Below are 22,210 nucleotides of genomic sequence, written 5' to 3' on the forward strand. Positions count from 1 at the left end.
ATGAATGATTTGTATAACTCAACATTTATTCCTTACTTTCCTGTGATGTTCGATACTTGCCAGGAGTAACACCAACTTCTCTTTTAAAAGAACGGATGAAATTTTGTGAGTTTGTAAAGTTTAACTTTTTTGCAATTTCATTCACAGTTAGCTCCGATTCAAGTAGCCACTTTTTGGCTACATGTACACGACACATAGTCAGGTAATCTGTAAAGGACATTCCTTTCTCCTTGCGAAATATCTGACTTAAATAGGCTGGGGAATAGCTTAGCTTTCTACCTATTTCTTCTAATGTGATCTCAAGGTTTTTTTCTGTTTCAACGAGACGAATGATATCATCTGAAATTCTTTTGTACTGTTGGTTAGTTTTCTCTTGAATAAGTTCCATAATTGGTTCAATAACTTGCTTCATAAACCAATGATGAATTTCACTTATCGTTTGCAACTCTAACAATTCTTTAGGTAATGATTGGCCGTGCAAGATCATTGTGTCGTTCCCAACATTATAAACGTCCATGATCTCACCAAGCAAACGAATTAAAATCATTTGATAATCTGTTACACTACCCTCATTGTCAAACGTAGCATTAATAAATTGTTTTAATAGTTCTTCCGTCCGTTGCTGATCGTTTAATTCAATAGCATCTTTGATTTGGTTAGATAGTATATCTGGGTATTTAATAACTCGGTTGGTTGATGTCGGTTCCACGTCCTCAAAAAATAACACAGCGTTATTACCGAATCGAACACGATATTTTAAGGATTTTAAGCCTTCTTCAAAGGCAGCTTTTGCATCTTGAAGCTTTGTAAATATTCTGCTGACTCCTACACTCACAGATAATCCTTGAAAATCCTGAATGTTTTGTTTTGTGTTATTAGCGAAATAGAGCAAATCCTTTCGATTTTTACTGTACTCATCCTTCTCTAAACCAATTAAGCATACTAACGATTGGTTAATAACAACAAGTGATAAGCGCTTTTTTTCAGAAATTGTCTCTTCGGCAATGTTCATGATGTTGAATAAAAGTAAATCCCAATCAGAATTAGAATAACTTGAATTTTCCAACGTATCGATTTGGAAAATGAAGACAGCATATTGTTCGAAATTATTGATGTGTGGATGTGTTTCTATAATATTATCCTCTAAATCTAATGACAGTTCTCCGTGAAATAGCTTTAAAACATAGAATTTATGAAGCTCTTTCCCCTGAGATATGATTTGTTGCTTCATATTAGCCAAGGAATTATGAATGAAATTAATTTCATCCCAATGGTGTTCATCTCCTTTGGCATTGGATAAGGCTTTAGACAACCTGAAAATAGGAGAATACATTTTCAATGAAACTCTATAGGATAAGAACAGCAAGATTAAAATAATGCCTAGGCAGGTGTATAGCATCAACCAACCGATGTCAGCGCTTTCTTTCGCGATTTGTGATTTAGGAACAACAGATAGATATGTCCAGTTGGTGTAACCTGACTTTTTGTAAAACAGATAATATGTATTTCCGTTATAACGGGTTTCAGCATATCCCTCTGAAGTAACATGATCTAGTATTTCTTTCGTAGCAATACTTTCTATACCTTGGTACTGAGTTGGTTCTTTTACATTTGAACCAATCACTTGCATTTGATTATTTAAAATATAAGTGTTCCCGAGTTGTTCAGGACTGGCTATCCAACTATTTAACTGAGAATAATCGATTCTAGCCAGGATAAGGCCGTTTGGGTTAGTCGAATAGATTGGTGATTGCTTTATCATAATTAAACCATATGGTATGTCCCATTGGTTGAATGTGTAGAGACTGTATTCGTTGTTGTCAACTAGTAAAGGATATCTACCGAATTGTTCGATGTTTTCTTGGTATACCTTATAATATTGCTCGTTTAAAGGGGTAACCCTGTCCGGATAAATGACCCATTCGTTTCTAAAATTAACAAAATAAAGCTCTTCAATTCCTAGGTTTTTGGTCTGGGTGTATTTCATATAGAGATCGACATCTTGGATCATTTGGAATTGACTTTCATTTAAAGGTGATTGAAATGCCTTGTGGATAATAGGTAAAGAGATTAATTGATTTAGGGATTGTTCAATAACTTTAACATTTTGCTCGGCAGTAATTTGTGTTTGGGCAAGAAGTTGCTGTGTACTTTTCGTAACTTTATCTAACACGCTTGTTGAAGCTTTCCAATAGGAAAATGTACCAAGAACGAGAACAGGAACCGTAGAAATAAGTAAAGTGAAGATGAGTAACTGAAGAAAATATTTTGTCTGTCTCATTAATGATACCTCCTTTTGTCAATTTTATAATACATATAGCTGTATACCTTATATTAATCAAAATATTAAGAAAATGAAAGATTTTAAAGAGAATCTTTTTGATAGTCCCCTTTTATAAATTCATGATTATTTGCCTATTATGATGATTATTCCTACATGAACGCTTGATATTAAAGCACTTTCAAACAATCTATAAAACTGATTGTATACTGTTATACCATTTAAACTTATGATTGTGAACATAGAAAGTTCGGAAAATTCAATAATATTACCGTGGAAAAGGAGATTTCATATGTCTGCTAATAGCATAATTGAAAATGAAAGAAAGTTAACACCTTCCCCTAAGAAAAAAATGAATAATAGATTTATAAGGAATGTGAAATCTAATTTTTGGCTATATCTTCTCGTTCTACCTGGTCTTCTTTATTTTTTAACCTTTAAGTATTTGCCTATGTGGGGGCTTACATTAGCCTTTAAAGACTTTCAACCATTTGTAGGGTTTTTTGGTAGCCCATGGGTTGGATTCGAACATTTTGAAAGACTTTTTTCAAATAACGATTTTTGGATGTTGTTTCGAAACACCTTATTAATCTCGTTGTACAAGCTTGTGTTCTTTTTCCCATTTCCTATTATTATTGCACTGATGTTAAATGAAGTTCGACGTCAAGTTTTTAAACGTGCGATTCAATCCATTATTTATATTCCACATTTTCTATCATGGGTCGTAATCGTTGGTATTACTTATGTTCTCTTTACTACAGAAGGCGGTTTAGTGAATGAATTAATTGCACAAACGGGGAATGAAAAAATTAATTTTCTAGGAAATCCAGATTGGATCCGAACCATGCTAACCTCTCAAACCATTTGGAGAGAAACAGGTTGGGGAACAATTTTATACTTAGCAGCCATGAGCAACATTGACCCTCAATTATACGAGGCGGCTAAGATAGATGGTGCTGGAAGATTTCGACAGATGTGGCATGTAACTATTCCTTGTATTCGAAGCACAATTGTTGTGTTATTTATTCTTCAGTTAGGTAATTTTATGGATCTTGGGTTTGACCAAGTTTACAATATGTTGAATCCTGCCAACCGAGAAAATGCCGATGTGTTTGACACGTATGTGTATGTGACAGGTATTACACAGGGTCAATTCAGCTATAGTACAGCTGTTGGGATGTTTAAATCATTGGTTGGCCTAATACTTGTTGTGGTTGCTAACTATACGACAAAACGTCTTGGTGAAGAAGGGATCTTTTAACAACTTATAAATTCTAGTACAAAAGGAGCGTGGCAGACATGAAAATAAACAGAAGTCTTGGTGATATAACCTTTGATGTTGTTAACTACACATTATTGCTATTAATTGCATCTATATGCATATTTCCCTTCATACAAATTATCGGTGGGTCTTTTGCTACGACCCAAGAGCTCGTTACTAAAGATATAGTTATCATACCTGAAACCTTTTCTTTAGATGCCTATAAGGTGATGTTTGCAGATGGAAAAATTCCTAGAAGCTTACTAATTACCGTGTTTATTACTTTTTTTGGAACACTTATCAATTTAGCTATGACTTCTACAGCTGCATATGCCTTATCTAGAAAAGGATTTAAAGGTAGACGTTTTATTATGTTTTTGATTGTTTTCACCTTGTTATTTGAAGGTGGATTGATTCCAACATATCTTGTTGTAAAAGAACTTCATATGTTAAACACCTACTGGTCAATCATGATTCCTAATGCAATTAATGCATTTAATCTTATATTAATGCGAAACTTTTTCATGCAACTGCCAGAGGAACTGTTTGAATCTGCAAAAATGGATGGAGCAAATGAATTGAAAATATTTTATAAAATTGCACTACCACTTTCAAAAGCTTCCCTGGCAACATTTGCATTATTTTATGCAGTGACACATTGGAACAACTTCTTCCATCCATTTTTATATTTAAGTGATTCTGATATGTGGCCAATACAGGTTTGGTTAAGAGAACTTATTATATTGTCTTCCGGAAGTTTTACAAATCCTGGATTCGCCGTTGATGTGCCAACTCAAAGTTTGAAAATGGCCACTATCGTTGTAGCTACAGTACCAATTTTAATCGTATATCCATTTGTTCAAAAGTATTTTGCAAAAGGTGTCATGGTTGGTTCGGTTAAAGGATGATTTTCTTCATCTTTAACATAAAAAACAAGGGGGTAATTAATGTGGGAAACAGAATTTCACGAATGAAATTGTTACTATTTGTAGTTATTTTTGCAATAGTAACAGCTGTAGTAGGATGTTCGGACAATAGCACAGGTTCAGAGGACAACAATACAGAAACAAATAAAGGAGGGAATAGCGAAGGCGCTGACAACGAAAACAGTGAAGAGCCTATAGAAATTAGCACGTTACAACCGTACTGGGGTGATATGCCTGATGAGGATGGTCCACTATTTAAGAAAATAGAAGAAATTATGAATGCTGACATCTCTCCTCAGTTTGTACAAGGACCGAATATGATGGATAAGGTTAACGTAACGCTATCTTCAGGACAATTACCCGAAATTCTAGTTGTGTTTATGGGAAATCAACCTTCTATTATTAACGCTATCCGTGCAGGTGCATTTTGGGATGTTGGTAGTTATCTAGATGATTATCCAAACCTTAAAGGTAGTCGTGATGAAATCAGAGATTCGAATATTTCAGTGGATGGTAAAGTATGGGCATTATATCACAAGGATAGTATCGCTAGGGAAGGATTTAACATGCGAGAAGATTGGTTGAATAATTTAGGATTAGAGCAACCGAAGACAATAGATGAATTGTATAATGTATTGAAAGCGTTCACTTATGATGACCCTGATCAAAATGGTAAAGATGATACGTTAGGTTTGGCAACCGTACTATCTCAGAATGCAGGGAATATTCCAGCGGCGTTTAAATTCATGATATCTAAATTTGGTGCGCCAAATAATTACAAGGTTGAAGATGGAAAGTTTATTCCTGATTTTACAACAGAAGAATATCGTGAAACGATGAAATTCTTTAAAAAATTATATGATGAAGGAATCATGAATCAAGACTTTACCTATGCGAAGTTGGATCAAGTACTTCAAATGGTTAGGAACGATGAAGCCGGCGTTTGGATGGGAAATATGGACCAAATTTGGGACCCGTTGTTTGATATTAACCCAGATGCTAAAATGTTGGCATTTTCAGATCTAGAAGGACCAAACTATCAATATGCTAAATTAGGTTATTGGAGTACATTAATGTTCCCTAAAAGTAGTGTGGAAACGGAAGAGGAATTGCACAAGATTCTAGCAGGGTTAGATCGACTTGCTGCCCCAGAAAATAAAGAATTTAGATCCTTTGGTATTGAAGGAGTAAATTATGAATTGCAGAATGATGAGCATGTATTTATTGAAGAAACAACTAGTAGAACATTAGAAAATTTAGGTCAAATATTTATGACGGATGTAGAAGTAGTTTACGAAGGTAAGCCGGAATATATTGTCAAACAGTTGAAAGCAATACAAGAAAATGAAGAAGATCCTGGTTTAATAGGAGATCCATCAACAGGTATAATTTCCGATACTAAAAATAAGCTTGGTAATGAACTGCAAACGATGATAGGAGATGCGGTTAGTCAATATATCATAGGCGATATCGATGATGCAGGCTTTGATCAGGTGATTGAAGATTGGAGAGCTGCTGGTGGAGATCAAATGCTTAAAGAATTTGAAGAAGCGTATAAAAATAAATAATATCCAAGTAAAATAGGCATCTATCTAGGCTCTCTATTTACCTGGATTATCAAAGGGATCTAACTGAGGAAATTTAATCTGCTAACAACTTATAATATGAAAGTATGAAATAGAAGTATTTATTACTTTATCACTTCCGACAGAGCACTCCCTCTTCAATCGCGTGAAGGGCTTTAGCTCAGCGATAAGGGGGAGATGAATGTCGGTTGGCGATAGCCAACACACGCACCCTCACGGTATAGTTAGAATATATGTTCTTGTTAGGTGAGGTGATTTCATGTTAGTAAAAAAGGCGGTTAAATTTCATGTTTAATAGGACAATTGGATGCTCTAGGTTCGTATTCAACTACTTCCTTACTAAGTAGAAGCAAAGCAAAATTATGCTTACTGGTTCATCGTCGAAGACTTACCGATAGCGATCAATTAGTATCTCAATCTGGGAAGCTACCAATGGTTTCTCCAAATTATCAAAAGAGACTCGAGCGTTCGGACTACAACTGGATGAACTTGAGTGACAAACGACCATATTAATTTTGGTGGTGTCTGACATGCATAAATTGCTTGGAGCTGCTTACAAAACGGAAAAAGCTGCTCATATTTAGATAACTAAATCATATTGTTTAAATAAATTGATATAAGGTGGTGAACATCAATGGAAATAAAAGGGTGGGCAGGTGGGTTCAATCAAGTTGCTGAATGGATCATGCGCCTTGCTTATATAAACTTATTATGGATATTACTTACGGTTTTAGGTTTAGGAATATTCGGTTTTTTTCCAGCTACAATTGCGATGTTTACGATGATACGTAAATGGTTATTAGGAGATTTTGAAACGCCGATCTCCAGAACATTTTGGAGAACGTATAAAAAGGAGTTTATTAAAGGTAATGTACTTGGGATGTTACTCATTATTATAGGGATTATTCTCTACGTAGATGTGAAGTTTTTTCAGTCTCAAAGTGGCATATTATATTGGGTGTTATCTTGCTTCTCTATTGTTTTGCTGTATATGTATCTTTTGACTGTATTATTTTTCTTCCCAGTGTTTGTCCATTTCGAATTAAAAACAATGCAGTATATGAAGCATGCATTTTTATTTATGGTAACAAAACCAATTGGAACAGTAATGATTGTCATTGGAATTTTTGGTGCTTCTTATTTATTAATGCTTGTACCTGGATTGATTCCATTTTTCGGTGCTAGTTTCCCTGCTTTAGTAATCATGTGGTTTGCTTATCGTAAATTTAAGTTGATCGTACCTGTCACTTCCCGAAGTTTGTCACAATATGTCGACTAGAGATTGTAGAATTTAGAAGGAACACTTTAAATGTTCACTTGTTAATTATGAATGTCTGGGTGGGCAAGTGGTTAATATGTCTAAAGCGTCAATTTGGATTATTTTAGTATGAATTCAGCAAATGCCTGAGCGCTTTTTTTACTAAATCGTTGTTGTTTTCTTACTAACCACAAATCTCTTTTAAAGGAGATGCCTTTTATTTTTGCTTCACATAATACACCTTGATTTATTTCTCTAGCAACGGTTAGTCTTGAAACAATACTAATACCAAGACCAGCCTCTACTGCACTTTTTATAGATTGGGTACTGCCTAAATCCATATATTGATTTATTTTGTCAAAGACTCCATATTGCCTTAAGAAATCCTCAATAATTAATCTTGTCCCTGATGTAGGTTCTCTCCATAGCATTCTTTCATGAGCTATTTCTTCAATATCAATTTCATTTCGTTGCTTCCATGGATGATCTGGAGCATGGATAAGAATTAATTCGTCATCAGCCATATTTTCCACCAACAGTTTTTTATCTTTAACAATACCTTCTACTAATGCAACATCAATAACACCTTCTACTAATGCTTCTAGAACCCGTGGAGTATTCTCAACCATTAATGAAAAATTGATATCAGGATGGTTTCTATTATATTGTCCCAATAGCCCTGGTAATAGATATTCCCCAATAGTTAAGCTAGCACCTACTGTTAATGTTTCATGATAACCCTTACTATTATCTAAAACTGCTTCTTGTGATCTTCTAAAATCCTCAACAATTGTCTTAGCATACGGGTAGAGAACCTTACCGCTTTCCGTTAAAACCAAGCGTCCGTCCTTTCGATCAAAAAGCAAAACCTCATATGTACTTTCTAATTGATGGATTTGTTTAGTAACTGCTGGTTGAGAAACATAGGATAATTTTGCTGCTTGGCTAATACTACCCACTTCAACAACAAGACAGAATGCTTTTAGTGTATTTATGTTCATGCTTCCCACTCCCCTCTTAACAATACATTTGAGTATAGTGAATCTTCAAAGCAATCATATTGAGTATAACAAGAAGTTATACCCTATAATTTTTTTTGACTTCTAATTTTAAATAATAGATGATAGGATAACAGTAAGTTAATTTCAAAACGAAAGTAACTTGTCGAATAGTGTGTGGCAATTAGATTGTATTATAAAATGCAAGCACTTTCAAAGGTTTTTTTATGTTTGTCGGTCTATGAAGTAATTATTGTAACCGTTTTTATTTAGATAGTTAATTTCAAAATGATTTTAAGTTAATGTTAATACATGAAAGCATGGAGGTGCTGATAAGTGAAAATTATCTATATTGATATTGACTCGCTTCGACCTGATCATTTAAGTTGTTACGGGTACAAGCGCAAAACCTCTCCATATATTGATTCAATAGCAGAGAAGGGGATGCGCTTTGATGGATGCTATGCGGCTTCATCACCTTGTCTCCCATCTCGAGCTAGCTTTATGTCTGGAAGGTATGGGGTGAATCATGGTGCAATCACACATTGGGGTCCGGGAAGTGACTTCTACTATCCAGAGGGAGATGGACACTCAACTAAATATCCTTTCTTTACTCGATACTTAAGAGAAGCAGGTTATGAAACGGTAACTTTTTCTTCATTTGGAGATCGTCATCATGCATGGTGGTATTTTGCTGGTTGGAATGAAGTGCATACACATACCATGCAGGAAGGAAATGAGAATGCTAATGAAGTGGTAGACAAAGTTATTCCGTGGCTTGAAGACAATGGTAAGAATGATAATTACTTCCTACATCTTCAATTATGGGATCCACACACTTTATACACATGTCCCGTTGAATATGCTGAACAATGGCAGGACCATCCAGCACCATCATTTCCAAGCGAAGAAGTAATCAAAAAACAGCAAAATGATAGCTTCCCGCGGTCAGCAAATTTTTTGCATACAGTTGATAATTTTCCAGATACAATGCCAAGAAAAATCAACTCAAGAAAAGATTATGAAAAACTAGTCAATGGCTACGACGGGGCTATAAATTTCATGGATGAACAAATTGGTAGAATTCTAGAAACGTTAAAAAAGCTAGAGATTGATGATGAAGTAACTTTTGTAATATCGGCTGATCACGGCGAATCGTTGGGTGAACATGGTATTTATGGAGAACATGCATCTGCTACTGAATCCGTTCATCATTTACCATTAATTATTAAATCGCCAAACGTAACCCAGCCTAATTCAGATTATAAAGGTCTCTTATATAATGTTGATGTAATTGCTACGATTACGGATATGGTTGGATTAGATATTCCATTGGGATGGGATGGTAAGTCATTTTTACCAAGATTAAAGGGTGAAAAAGGAACGTTCAGAGACCATTTAGTAATGGATCACGCTCTATACACTTGCCAGCGAGCCGTTCGGGATGAGAAGTGGTATTACATTCGAACGTATCATCCTGGTTTGTACAAATTCGATCAAGTATCTTTATATAACATGGAGGATGATCCATACCAACAAGAAAATGTCATAGCAGAACACCCTGAAGTGGCAAAGGAAATGGATCACAGGTTAATGGAGTGGCAACAAGAGAATCTAGGTGTGAATCTAAATCGAGTAGATCCACTGCAAGAGGTCATAAAAACAGGTCCTTGGAAATACGTGACCTTAGATGGATGGATAGAACATTTACGAAAGAATAATTGGTTTGCAGCGATTGAGGAATTAGAAGCCCTATATAAAGAAGATGATGAGGCGGCTTCTGTGTATGGAAGTTGAACAGCTGTATTGTTAGACGAAGAGGTGAATGTAGTGAAAAATCAGACCAAAACTTGTAAACCTGAATTTTCGTTTTGTGTTACAAATCTGGATATGTATAGTAACGAGGCGGAGATTGATCTAAGAAATGAAGGGTTTAAAACGATTGAATTTCATTGCCTCGGCCTATGCGTTGATTGCATGCAAGGGCCAGTGGCATTGTTAAATAATAAAGAAATGATTGATCCAGAGTATTGGATTGATAACGAAATAAGGGGGCATAAACGTTGAATGTTATTTGTTTGTTAAGTGACACTTTTCGAAGAGATCACTTAGATTTTTATAATCAACATAAGCATGAATTAGATCTGCCAAACTTGGAGAAGTTTGCAAAAATGAGCACCATTTTTGATAACGCATTCATTGGATCATATCCTTGTATGCCAGCAAGAATGGATCTATGGACAGGTCGGCTGAACTTTTTAAGAAGAGGCTGGTCTCCGCTTGAGTATAAGGAACAAGATTTAATCAATAGAATTAAGGAACATGGTCATAAATCAATGCTTGTTACCGATCATTATCACTTATGGCAGGCGGGTTCTGGAAACTATCATTTTTCATTTGACGGAATGGATTTCATTCGAGGTCAGGAAAATGATAATTGGATCACTGATGCTGATATTGATGTTAGATGGCCTGCATCAAAAGAGAAGCTTAGTAGAAATTGGGATAAATATGCTAGAAATACAGCTTATTTTTCCAAAGAAGAAGATTACTTTACTCCTAAAGTCTTCCAAAGTTCAATGAACTGGTTAGAGAAGAATCAAACGCTAGAAGAATTCTTCTTAATGATTGATTTATTCGATCCGCATGAACCGTTCGATCCACCGGCACCATATAATCGAGCGTTTGACCCAGATTATGATGGAGAAGAGGTCATTTGGCCGAGTTATGGAAAAGCAGATCGATATACAGATGCAGAGCTCAAACACATCCATGATTTATATAAAGGTCATTTATTGGTCATTGATAAGTGGTTTGGAAAGATGCTAGATAAATTGGAAGATCTAGGTCGCTTGGAAGATACAGTAATTATCTTAACCAGTGATCATGGATTTATGTTTGGTGAGCATAACTGGATAGGTAAGCATAGTCCAACTTTATATAACCATATTACGCATACACCTTTAGTGGTTTACCATCCAGATGCGAAGCCAAAACGTGTGCAGTCTTTGGTGCAAATGGCAGATTTACATCCAACGATACTAGATTCTCTTCACGTACCATTGCCAGATGATATACATGGAGAGAGCTTGTTGCCTATCGTTCTTGGTGAGAAAGATTGTACAGATAAAGATAGTGTCATTTTTGGTGTATTCGGTGGAGCAATTTACGTAACGGATGGTAAGTGGGTACTTGTTAAGAGACCTGAAAAGTCTGGTCCATTATATTGGTACACAGATTCTCACTACCAAGTTTGGGACTTTGGTCAGCATGTTGACTTCAAGGAGTCCAGAGAACGATTAAATAGCATGCAGGATGGTAGGTTTGAAGTAACTACTTTGCATCAAACAACATTGAGTGATGGTAATGCTCGTTCTCCGCAAAGAACAATGGAACGTTATCAGATGAAATCTGAGGATGAGTTAAAGTTTACTCTACTGCCAGATGAACTGTACCATATGGAATCAGACTATGAGCAAGAACATAATGTAATCGAGTCTTTTCCAGAAGAGGTACAACGGTTGAGGCGCTGTTTAGCAGATAACTTATTTAAGTATAATGCACCAGAGGAACAGTTTGAACGAATGGGGTTAGCAGAGTTATATAAGGAGATACAACGCTAGTAGCGTTTATCATAGTTAGTAAATAAAACAAAGGGGTGTTTTTACAGTGAGATTCAAAAATTTAATGTACGTGTCTTTTCTCGGAATTATGATGTTGTTTATAGTAGCTTGTGGCAATGAAGGGGCAAGTGGTTCGGAGGATGCGAGTGAATATCCTACAGACGACGTTCATATCATTACACCATTTGGCGCAGGTGGTACAATGGACCTTGCAGCGCACGCACTAACGAAGGAATTTGAAAATATTACAGGTCAATCGCTTGTTGTTGAGAATATGCCTGGTGGAGCTGGTGTTCCTCCTACAATGGAACTAATAAAAGCAGATCCAGATGGTTACACACTAGCAGTGCTTCCTAGTGGACAGCTATCATTACGTCCTTTACTTCAAGAAGTAGATTACACGTTCCCAGATGATTTTACAACAATAGTTGGAATAGGGGATTTCCAAATGCACCCAGTAGTGGCTGGTGATGCGCCGTATGACACGATGGCTGAAATGGTAGAGTACTTTAATGATTCTGGAGAAGAGATTAGAGTTGGAACGCCTGGTGTTAACACGTTCAGTCACCTTTTTGCTGAGCAGCTTCACCAAGAAACTGGCGTAAACTATCGTCACCTTCCATTTGAAGGTGGTAAGAAGGTGGTATCAGCTATCCTAGGTGGGCATGTTGAGATGGGTGTTATTAATGTATCGGATGTCTATCAACAAGTGCAAGATGGTGAATTGAAAATACTAGGTTTCCCAAGTGCAGAACGTTTTGAAAACTTCCCAGATGTTCCTACGTTAAAAGAACAAGGAATAGATATCGTGGGAGGACCGACATTTGGCGTTTATGGTCCAGCAGGTATGCCTGAGGAACTAGTTAGTCAATTAAAAGATATTTTCTTAGAAGCAATGGAATCAGATGACTTTAATCAATTTGCTGACAATAATAACATTTTAATTACTAAAACAGAACCAGACACCATGCAAGAGCAGATTGTAACCAATCAAGAAAACTTGACAGAGCTTATAGAAGTAATGGAAGAATAGTAATTGGTGAAGGAAGGCGATTATGTCTTCCTTCCTATTTATTAATTCCTTGAGGGAGGATTTATTCATGATGAATAAATTTATAGTATATGTAGAATCACTTGTCATATTTATGTTCGGTTTAGCTATTCTTTACATTATAAATTTTCAAACGAACATTGCAGAGGATTTAAAAACCGGATTGGATAGCCCGATTCTTTTTCCAAAATTAGTAGCGGGTCTATTGATGTTCTTGGCGATTTTTCAGGCTGTTGCACATACTATCAAGAAGAGAAGTATGGAAAATACAGAAGAAGTCCAAAAGCAACAGCAGCCACAGGTAGCAGAACAACAACCTAATAACAAGGCGCTGTGGCAAGGCATTTTTATCTTAATCGCATTTGTTCTTATTATTCCAGTTTTAGGATTTTTAATAGCTTCCTGTATAAGTATGTTTGCGTTAGTTTATGTATTCCAAAAAGTAAAATGGTATAAGGCAGCAATTTATTCTGTCGTATCAGGAGTGATTATCTGGAGTTCATTTGAATTTTTGTTACAAATTTCTTTGCCAACTGGATTTTTTGGAATATAGAAAGGGTGTTAAAATATGGGGAATTTATTTGAAGCAATGCAAACGATAGCTGATCCTTATATCATATTATTAATGGTTGTTGGAGTATTACTAGGATTAATAATCGGTTCTTTACCTGGCCTTACGGATCCGATGGCCTTAGGATTAGCCATTCCATTTACCTTTGGGATGGAGCCAATAGCTGCAATTTTGTTACTACTTGCGATACATTTTGGTGCGCTATACGGTGGGTCAATGACAGCAATATTAATAAATACACCAGGTACTCCAGCCGGAGCAGCTGCAGGTTTAGATGGGTTCCCATTAACACAAAAGGGTTACTCCAAAAAAGCATTACAAATGTCAGCTTTTTCTGCATTGTTTGCTGCAGTTGTATCGGTTATTGCGTTAGTACTTTTTGCTCCATTACTAGCTAAAGTAGCACTACAATTTGGTCCATCAGAATACTTTGCACTAGGTTTATTTGGTCTATCGATCGTAGCGGGTGTCGCAGGTAAATCACTAACAAAGGCATTGATAGCTGCAACGTTAGGTATTTTTGTTTCTACTATAGGTGCTGATCCTCTCTTTGGTGTAGAGCGCTTCACTTTTGGAAGTTATTACTTATATGAAGGAATTGATTTGGTTACAGCGCTAATTGGATTATTTGCAGTCACAGAGATATTCAAACGGTTTCAATTTCCGCAACAACTTGATCCTAGTAAATTAGGTGGGAATTTAGGCAGGAAAGGAGAAGGTCTAAATAGAAAAGAAGTGAAAGGGTCACTTAAAACGTTGTCCAAAGGTAGTGTAATTGGTGTGTTAGTTGGTGCCTTGCCGGGAACTGGAGCTGTTATTTCATCATTCCTGAGTTACGGTGAAGAAGTTAGATCATCTAAAAAACCTGAAAAGTATGGAAAAGGTGAATTGAATGGTGTTGCTGCTGCAGAATCAGGTGCAATCGGCACAGAGTCGGCTGCTCTTATTCCACTACTTACTTTCGGAATACCAGGGGATGTTGCAACGGCAATATTGTTAGGTGCTTTTACTCTACATGGTATTCAAATTGGACCTGATCTGTTTGACGGTTCAACTAATGTACTGATGATGATAATTATAGGTATTTTGGTACTGGAAATTTTTGTATTTACCGCTGGGTGGTATGGATCTTCCTTAATAACTAAGATTGTGAAAATTAAAAATGCTTATCTATTTCCAATTATCTGTGTCCTTGTAGTTGCAGGTTCTTTTGCATTAATGACTAGCTTGTTTAATGTTTGGGTAACACTAGCATTCGGGGCAATCGGATTTATCTTGCTCAAGTTTGGTTATCCATTACCCCCGTTATTGCTAGGGATAATTCTTGGTCCAATTATAGAACATAACTATTTATTAGCTATATCTTCAACTGGAGGAAATGTGATGGAGATTATAACTAGACCAATTACCTTGGGTATTCTTATCGCAGCTGTAATTATGATGATTTTATCAGTTAAGATGAGTAAAAAAATTAGAAATTCTACATCTGACTAACACTACAATGATAGGGAGAGGGAAAAATTGGGTAATCAAACAATTAAAAAACTACATGCCAATCAAATAATAAAATTAGTTAAAGAGTCAGGTCCAATCTCTCGTATTGAGATATCAGAAAAAATAAATATCCCTCAACCTACCATAACAAGAATAACGGAAGAACTATTAAAAATGAATATTATCAAAGAGAAAGGATTTGCACCTTCTAGCGGTGGAAGAAGGCCAATACTCTTAGATTTCAATGAAAATTGTTATTACTCACTAGGTTTTGAAATTGGAAGAACAAGTATGAAGTTAGCACTAACTAATTTGAATGGAGAAATACTTGCTTTTCGGAAGAAATCCTATCAGTCAACGAATGCGATTGATGATATTCTATTGTTCTCGAAAAATTCTGTTACAGACATGTTAGAAGAATCGGGTGTAAATAGGGATAGATTATTAGGGATGGGTGTTGGTCTGCCCGGACCATTATATCTAGATGAACACAACTTGAAGTCGCCTAACTTTATGAAAGGGGAGCTAACAAATCTACCGCGAAGATTAAAGGAATACTTTAATTTTCCAATCGAATTTGATAAGGACGCTAACGTCGCTGCATTAGCGGAGAAATGGTTTGGTAAGGGTGTGGGATGCTCAAATTTTATTTACGTGATGGCAGATGAAGGTATTGGTTGTGGTATCTTTTTGAAAAATCAACTTTATCGTGGTGTGCACGGAGAAGCGGGTGGTTTAGGACATAGCGTAGTTGACTTATTTGGTGCTAAATGTACCTGTGGAAACTATGGTTGTCTAGAAACGTTAGTATCCAAAGAGAAGATCATTGACAAGGTAAAATCACAATTAAAATTAGCAACGAACGAAGAAAGATCCATGTATTTCCAAACAGATATAGAAGATGTGACAATAAAAAACATTAGACAGGCTGCAGAGAAAGGTTCGCTGTTGGCACAACAAGTTTTGAGGGAATCAGGCGTGTTTTTAGGTGTTGGCCTCTCCAATATTGTAACTTTCTTCGATCCGGAGCTAATTATTCTAGGTGGTTCAATTGGGTCGGCTCACGATGTAATCAAAGACTCTGTCACTAATTCCATTACTGAAAGAGTTTTAGGTACTTATGGTAAGAATATAAAAATAACGTTGTCTAATATAGAGGAGAGTACAGCCTTAGGAGCAGCTGCTTTAATCATTGATAAGAATATGAATTTATTCTCCAATCACAGCTATATACTCAATCGAGCGAAGAAAGATTCGAACAGTATAGCAGAAATAGAAAATTAATGCTTATTTAGGAGGAGAAAAGTGTACGCGTTAAACACTTATATAGATGAATCATATGAAATGTATACATTTCTAGATACGGATTCCAAATCTTGGCTGACCGTATGTCCTGGACGAGGAGGACTAATCACAAGTTTTGGATTAAAAGGAGTAGAGCTTCTCTATCTTAATAAGGATACGTTACACGATGAGAGTAAAGAAATTCGTGGTGGAATCCCCGTGTTATTTCCAGTGTGCGGCCAGCTAACAGATCAACGCTATCACTGGAAAGGACATACATATTTTATGCCAATCCACGGCTTAGCGTTGAATCGACTATGGAGAGTTGTAGAAGCGGAATGTGATGATGCTGCTGCATGGATCACGTTAAGCTTCAGTAGTGATTCTGAAACGAAAAAAGCTTATCCATTTGATTTTGAACTATTGTTTACTTATACACTTTGTAAAGATAAGTTAACTATAAAACAAGTTTATCGTAATCATTCCCCTGAACCAATGCCATTTTATGCAGGCTTTCACCCTTATTTTAAAACAGAAAAGAAAAGCTTTTCTGTTAATTCGGATGCAACAATGTATCTCGATTATAATGATCTTAAAATGAAAAAATTTACAGGCTCTGTTAATATGACGGGTGTAAAAAAAGCATTTGTATTACCGGATGGTGGTAATAAAAGTATCATAACAAATTTATTCAGTTCCCAAGGGATACTGATAGAGACTAGTTCAGCATTTAAATATTGGGTTTTATGGACACAACCTAATGATGATTTTGTTTGTGTAGAACCATGGATGGCCGATCGAGATGAATTAAATCGAAAAGAAGAATTGGCGATGGTAGGTGCGAACAGCCAGATGGAAGAGTTTGTTGAGATAAAGTTGAAGGATTATTGAAAGTTTAAACCATAATATAACAGGCAGGTTAATAATGCTGCAATTCTTAATAGGGAATTGTCTATGAGAAGCAGTATTATAAGCGTTGGATTAATACAGATGTGTAGAAGATATTATCCTCTCTGTTAGGAGAAGGGATGTCTCCCTTTTCCTAACAGAGAGGCCAGCAAGCGAAGCACGGTAGGGAAAATCAACTTTCTCCCTATTCGTTGTGTCTATTTTCTTGACATAATATCAGGTAGGGATGCGGAAATGATTGTGGATTCTCTATGCCTAATAAAGCAACCATCTTTGGCTTAATGAAGCTTAAGATTGGTTGCTTTATTTTTGATTGATGAAAAGGGAATGATCGATGGATTTTAGGTAAGGTGGAATTTAAGTAAAACAGCGAGAATATTTAGAAGTAAATGGTAATTAGTTGCGCAAAAACCCGCAAAATATTGATCCTGAAAAAAATCTAATCTGCCAAAAGTAGTTCCCCACCTTGCCATACAAACAAGACAGCTCCATTCCTAGAAAACAAGTATGTCTTCAATGGAAGAGGTGCTTATTTAGGTTGAAGATACTTTACTACATTCGGACTATTCATCGCATGCCATTACTTATTTCAATTTTTACGATATATATACAATATTCATAATTTCTTGGAACAGGTAAGAAAATAGTAAAATTGCAAATAGAACTTATATCTAATAAGAAGGTATGATAATTGAAAGCTTAGGCTTATCTGTCCTCTAACAGTATCTTAAATATCCTGATCAGGTATCCTACGCTCAAAATGAATAGATGGAGGTGAACATGAGCAACCCTTAATGAATCATAAAGACTTCCACAATATTCAGGCACAGGCTGAAGAATCGTCTGAAGGAATAGGAAGAGATGAGCAGACTGAATCAAGAAACTCTCTGTAACACGGACAGCATTACCCAAATGGTACATAGTGGGTAGGTAAGTCACGAATTTAATTATCTATTTTATTAGAATTATTTTCGAGAGGATGAGGAACAACTTGATGAAAACGAGATATCGATATTTGTTACAAGTACTTACGGTAATTGTATTAGTGACATCGATGATTCTGCCGAGCGGGGCTGTGTTAGTAACGAATGCTGCCGGGGCAACCCAATTGATTAGCTTATTTCCTGCAGATACGGAGTGGACGGCTACGCGCGGAAATGCTGGAGACCCTGAAGTAGAGATTTCCACTTCTAGTGGGAATACGAATATTCACACGGTTATTGGGGATTCAGCAGAAACGACGATTACCGTTGACCAGACAGCAAAATATGATGTGAAGCTGAATGGGTTAAAGACTGGTCACTCTGGCATTTATACCATCGAAATAGATGGAAATACCTTCCAAAACGAAGAGGGAGCAGATAAAACATTTGATTATTTTCTCGCAGATGAACTGGAGCAAACCACAGTGGATCTCGGTGAAATGCGGCTAGAAGCCGGCGATCATACCCTGAAGATAAACGCAGTGGATTCCAATGCAACATCTACTGATTCAGAAGGAACAAGAGCGCGGATTTATGTCAAAGAACTTATTTTAAATGAAGTAGGCTCTGAGAAGGACTTATCTAGCGTGATCATGACGACAACTTCGAATTACTTAACGTTAGATCAAACCGCTCAGCTTACGTTGAGAGGGATATTAGAGGATAGTACTGAAGTGGATCTGACTTCACTAGAAGGTGTAACGTACACCAGTGAAGATGAATCTGTGATTACAGTTAGTGATACAGGGCTTGTCACTCCGGTTGCCCAAGGGTATACGGCAGTGAATGCGACAGCCAATATCGATGGTATTGTTAAAAATGCAAGAGTCAACTTCACCGTCGTTGGCGAACGTATTCCAGGTGCTTGGTACTCGGAAACGGATTATTCTGGCTTATATGATTTAGGGACTGAAAACACAGGGAAACTAGTCGTCGAGTATGACGCTATACCAATGAGTTCACGTATTGATGGGGTAATGGCTTTTATGGATTCGGATATTACACCGAGCAAATGGGGAGACCTTCCAATTATTATCCGCTTTAACATGGATGGTAGATTTGATGCGCGAAATGGTGGAAGTTATGAGGAATTAGGCTGGTACGAATATCGTAGATACGTTACCTATCATTTTAAAGTGATTATTGATCTTGATCATAAAAAATTGGGTGCATGGGTGACTACACCAGACGGCCAAACCAATCTCATTGCAGCAGATTATGACTTTAGGTCGGGAGCTCCGGTGCCAGACGATTTAGGAAGACTTTTATTGAAAACGAAAAATCCGAATGCATTACGGGTTGAAAATCTCACCGTTCAAGAGACGACAGAGGATGTTCCACCACGTCCTGAAAAGCCTGAATTGGTACCGATTACACCAAGTGGTAATACGGTGACAGTTAACGGATTTACTGGTGAAGACATTCAAGCTGCAATCGACACGGCAGCTCCTGGTGATGTGGTGTACTTACCAGCAGGAACGTATCAAGTCAAAGAAACAATTATGATTCAAAAACCGATCATAATGAAGGGTGCAGCGAAGCTACTAAACGTCGGTGAAATTGAATGGGACATTGTAGATTCAGAGGACAACAACGTGCCCCCAACATGGGATAGTCAGCCAACGGAGATTGTTTTTGATGATAATGTTCCATATACCTTTGATATGCTTGAGGTCATTACAGATAATGTGCGCTTTGAGGACATCCGTTTTGTTGGTGGTTTGGAGGACCAAAACGGTTATGACCAGCGCACCGAGGATATCCAAAATTCAATTGATTTACGACTGAATGGCGTAGAACTAATCACGGGATACGGAGAGGTTTATGGCTGTGAATTTACACGACATTCGCAAGGCTTGGTAATGGCAGGTCTTGGCTTTGATAAAACAATGATTGTACGAAATTCTTATTTCCATGAAAACTTCCGCCAACATAGCGGATACGGTGTTGTTTCTGAAAGTAATGGAATGGGGACGCTAGATGTTCGAGATAGTGAGTTTGAAAGAAATCGACACGATGTGATTGCGTCTACAGCGATTAACTTGACAGTAATGAATAACTACATGCATACAAATGATCCAATTGTTCGAGAATATAGCATTGATTTGCATCCAGCAGCTTATTATGATGGCAGAATGGTCGTGCGAAATAATGTCATGTTGAATACAGGATGGGTTATATTTCATGCAGGTTCAGGTGAAGTGACTGGAAACTATTTTGGACCATATGAAAATGATTATCATCCAGTATATGTTGGTCCTGGTGATAAAGAAGTTTTCTTAAATCAAAGTAAGCCGCATGACATTTATATCGGCAGAAATATCAATGCAACAGGTAAAGACTATACGGTTGTCAACGGTGTAGATAAACTTGCTGAGCTAAGATATTACGACTTTGACAAGACAGATAATGATCCGACGAAAGAATATTTAGCTTATAACGTGTACGAAGACGGCGTATTGTATGAAGATGCCTATGATCAATATAAGACGCATACTTCTGATCCTGCACCTAAATTAGGAGATATGTATGTAACCCAAGCAGATACAAGTGATATCGTCACAGAGGTGGAAAAAGGTGTATGGTATGACCTTCATGCGATGGCTGTTGACCCACAAGGTGCAGATAATATTGCTAAAATCGGTGTGCAAATTCATGATGCCGATGTTGATGTAGAGCCGGGTAATGAAGAAGGCGACTTTAATGCGGAAAACAATTACTTTGTAGAGGCAGACGGTTCAGCTGTTAATGTAAGAGAAGATGGATCAGACTGGATTAATTTACTTAAAACACAAACAGATGGTCTATACGTTGCTGAGGATAGTGTGGAATATGTCAATGATGGTAGTCATCGTAAGCATTTAACTGTTCGCTTCAAGTTACTTCCAGAAGCTTCCACTGGGTTATGGATGCTGAATGGTTACACGATGGATAAAGACGGAAATCGCCCGATTGATCTAGAATACTATGATCAAATGGGATGGGAAATACAGGTGAATGAACCTGCTGTTACAGCGGTAACAGGTGTAACAGTTGATAAAGAAAGTGTTGACTTGACAGTAGGTGAAGACACACAGTTAACAGCTTCCGTAACACCTGAAGATGCAACAAACCAAAACGCAAATTGGTCTAGCAGCGATGAAACAGTTGCGACAGTGGATGATACTGGTTTGGTTACAGCCATTGGAGAAGGTAATGCGGTTATTACGGTAACGACAGAGGATGGTGCATTCACGGCGACTGTTGATGTGACTGTTGACGCAGGTTCTTCTGGAGACGACGGTGAAAATCCAGGTGAAGATGGGAATAACGATAATGATGGTGATACAGATGAAGATGGCGACACACAAGGGGATAGTGACCAAACGTCAGATCAAATTTCCATTGAACTAGACAAAGTTATCACGGTCCAAGCTGGAACTACCGTGACGCTTCCAGATGGAATATCAAAAGTAGTTTTACCAGACGACCTACCAGACGGAACGACACTTAAGGTGGTAACGGTTGAGCCAGATGTGGAGGATCAAGGTCTCGAAACAGCAGGTGCTGCTTATGCATTTGACTTTGTGTTCCCAGACGGTGAAACGTATAGCGGAACGATTTCGCTAACATTAGGCTATGACGAAGACCATCACGATGCCGATGAAGTCAATATTTATTATTGGAATGAAACAGCAGGAGAGTGGGAGTTGCAAGGAGGTAATGCGCAGGATGGGGCTATCCTGTTAGAGGTATCACACTTCTCTACGTATGGTGTATTCGCAACAGCGAAAGTAGATGCATCAGACGGCCAGGACCAAAATACAGATGATGAGGCAGACGAATTACCTGAGACTGCTACTAATATGTATAACTACTTTATTGCAGGGATTCTATTACTTGTCATTGGTGGCATTACTTTTTATTGGTTTTGGAGAAAAAGGGTGAGTGAGGAATAGGGAATTGTTTCACTACCGATACTTTTCCGGTGAAGAGCTCAATCGAT

16 protein-coding genes are annotated in these 22,210 nt (G+C 37.1%); 14 read left to right on the plus strand and 2 right to left on the minus strand.

Features of this window, described 5'->3' with window-relative positions; genetic code table 11:
- Positions 1-25: 25 nt before the first annotated feature.
- Positions 26-2,281: a helix-turn-helix domain-containing protein gene (locus ACI6MV_RS00870; protein ID WP_407267891.1), complete on the minus strand. Its 2,256-nt coding sequence runs from the start codon at positions 2,279-2,281 to the stop codon at positions 26-28.
- 352 nt (positions 2,282-2,633) lie between these two features.
- Here ACI6MV_RS00870 and ACI6MV_RS00875 point away from each other — a divergent pair, with 352 nt between their 5' ends.
- From ACI6MV_RS00875 to ACI6MV_RS00895, 5 genes are all read left to right on the plus strand, one after another.
- Complete coding sequence (locus tag ACI6MV_RS00875; protein WP_407267975.1) at positions 2,634-3,542, plus strand: ABC transporter permease; 909 nt, start codon at positions 2,634-2,636, stop codon at positions 3,540-3,542.
- A 38-nt stretch (positions 3,543-3,580) separates the two neighbouring features.
- Positions 3,581-4,450 carry a carbohydrate ABC transporter permease gene (locus ACI6MV_RS00880; RefSeq protein ID WP_407267892.1) on the plus strand — a complete coding sequence of 290 codons (870 nt, stop codon included), beginning with the start codon at positions 3,581-3,583 and terminating at the stop codon, positions 4,448-4,450.
- Between the two features lie 41 nt (positions 4,451-4,491).
- Positions 4,492-6,036: a type 2 periplasmic-binding domain-containing protein gene (locus tag ACI6MV_RS00885; RefSeq protein ID WP_407267893.1), complete on the plus strand. Its 1,545-nt coding sequence runs from the start codon at positions 4,492-4,494 to the stop codon at positions 6,034-6,036.
- Between the two features lie 305 nt (positions 6,037-6,341).
- Positions 6,342-6,401 carry a helix-turn-helix domain-containing protein gene (locus ACI6MV_RS00890; protein WP_407267976.1) on the plus strand — a complete coding sequence of 20 codons (60 nt, stop codon included), beginning with the start codon at positions 6,342-6,344 and terminating at the stop codon, positions 6,399-6,401.
- Between the two features lie 287 nt (positions 6,402-6,688).
- On the plus strand, positions 6,689-7,333 hold the full coding sequence (locus tag ACI6MV_RS00895) for a YesL family protein (RefSeq protein ID WP_407267894.1): 645 nt from the start codon (positions 6,689-6,691) through the stop codon (positions 7,331-7,333).
- Between the two features lie 98 nt (positions 7,334-7,431).
- Here ACI6MV_RS00895 and ACI6MV_RS00900 read toward each other — a convergent pair whose 3' ends face one another.
- Positions 7,432-8,313 carry a LysR family transcriptional regulator gene (locus ACI6MV_RS00900; RefSeq protein ID WP_407267895.1) on the minus strand — a complete coding sequence of 294 codons (882 nt, stop codon included), beginning with the start codon at positions 8,311-8,313 and terminating at the stop codon, positions 7,432-7,434.
- Positions 8,314-8,646: 333 nt separating this feature from the next.
- Between ACI6MV_RS00900 and ACI6MV_RS00905 the strand changes: the two genes are divergently transcribed.
- The 9 genes from ACI6MV_RS00905 (at position 8,647) to ACI6MV_RS00945 (ending at position 22,163) form a co-directional block, all read left to right on the plus strand.
- Positions 8,647-10,107: a sulfatase family protein gene (locus ACI6MV_RS00905; protein WP_407267896.1), complete on the plus strand. Its 1,461-nt coding sequence runs from the start codon at positions 8,647-8,649 to the stop codon at positions 10,105-10,107.
- A gap of 33 nt (positions 10,108-10,140) precedes the next feature.
- On the plus strand, positions 10,141-10,377 hold the full coding sequence (locus tag ACI6MV_RS00910; RefSeq protein WP_407267897.1) for a DUF1450 domain-containing protein: 237 nt from the start codon (positions 10,141-10,143) through the stop codon (positions 10,375-10,377).
- Positions 10,374-11,933: a sulfatase gene (locus ACI6MV_RS00915; RefSeq protein WP_407267898.1), complete on the plus strand. Its 1,560-nt coding sequence runs from the start codon at positions 10,374-10,376 to the stop codon at positions 11,931-11,933. The genes ACI6MV_RS00910 and ACI6MV_RS00915 overlap by 4 nt, the downstream gene beginning before the upstream one ends.
- A gap of 46 nt (positions 11,934-11,979) precedes the next feature.
- Positions 11,980-12,966, plus strand: coding sequence for a tripartite tricarboxylate transporter substrate binding protein (locus ACI6MV_RS00920; RefSeq protein WP_407267899.1), 987 nt, complete (start codon positions 11,980-11,982; stop codon positions 12,964-12,966).
- 67 nt (positions 12,967-13,033) lie between these two features.
- Positions 13,034-13,537, plus strand: coding sequence for a tripartite tricarboxylate transporter TctB family protein (locus ACI6MV_RS00925; protein WP_407267900.1), 504 nt, complete (start codon positions 13,034-13,036; stop codon positions 13,535-13,537).
- Positions 13,538-13,552: 15 nt separating this feature from the next.
- Positions 13,553-15,049, plus strand: coding sequence for a tripartite tricarboxylate transporter permease (locus ACI6MV_RS00930; protein ID WP_407267901.1), 1,497 nt, complete (start codon positions 13,553-13,555; stop codon positions 15,047-15,049).
- Between the two features lie 27 nt (positions 15,050-15,076).
- Positions 15,077-16,333, plus strand: a complete 1,257-nt coding sequence (locus tag ACI6MV_RS00935; RefSeq protein WP_407267902.1) for an ROK family transcriptional regulator — start codon at positions 15,077-15,079, stop codon at positions 16,331-16,333.
- A gap of 21 nt (positions 16,334-16,354) precedes the next feature.
- Positions 16,355-17,224 (plus strand): aldose epimerase family protein, encoded by an 870-nt coding sequence (locus ACI6MV_RS00940; protein ID WP_407267903.1) that lies wholly within the window; start codon positions 16,355-16,357, stop codon positions 17,222-17,224.
- Between the two features lie 1,012 nt (positions 17,225-18,236).
- Entirely contained in the window at positions 18,237-22,163 is a 3,927-nt protein-coding gene (locus ACI6MV_RS00945) for an Ig-like domain-containing protein (protein ID WP_407267904.1), read from the plus strand.
- Positions 22,164-22,210: the final 47 nt, after the last annotated feature.

The organism is Radiobacillus sp. PE A8.2, assembly GCF_045635475.1.
Taxonomy (GTDB): domain Bacteria; phylum Bacillota; class Bacilli; order Bacillales; family Amphibacillaceae; genus JBJGXI01.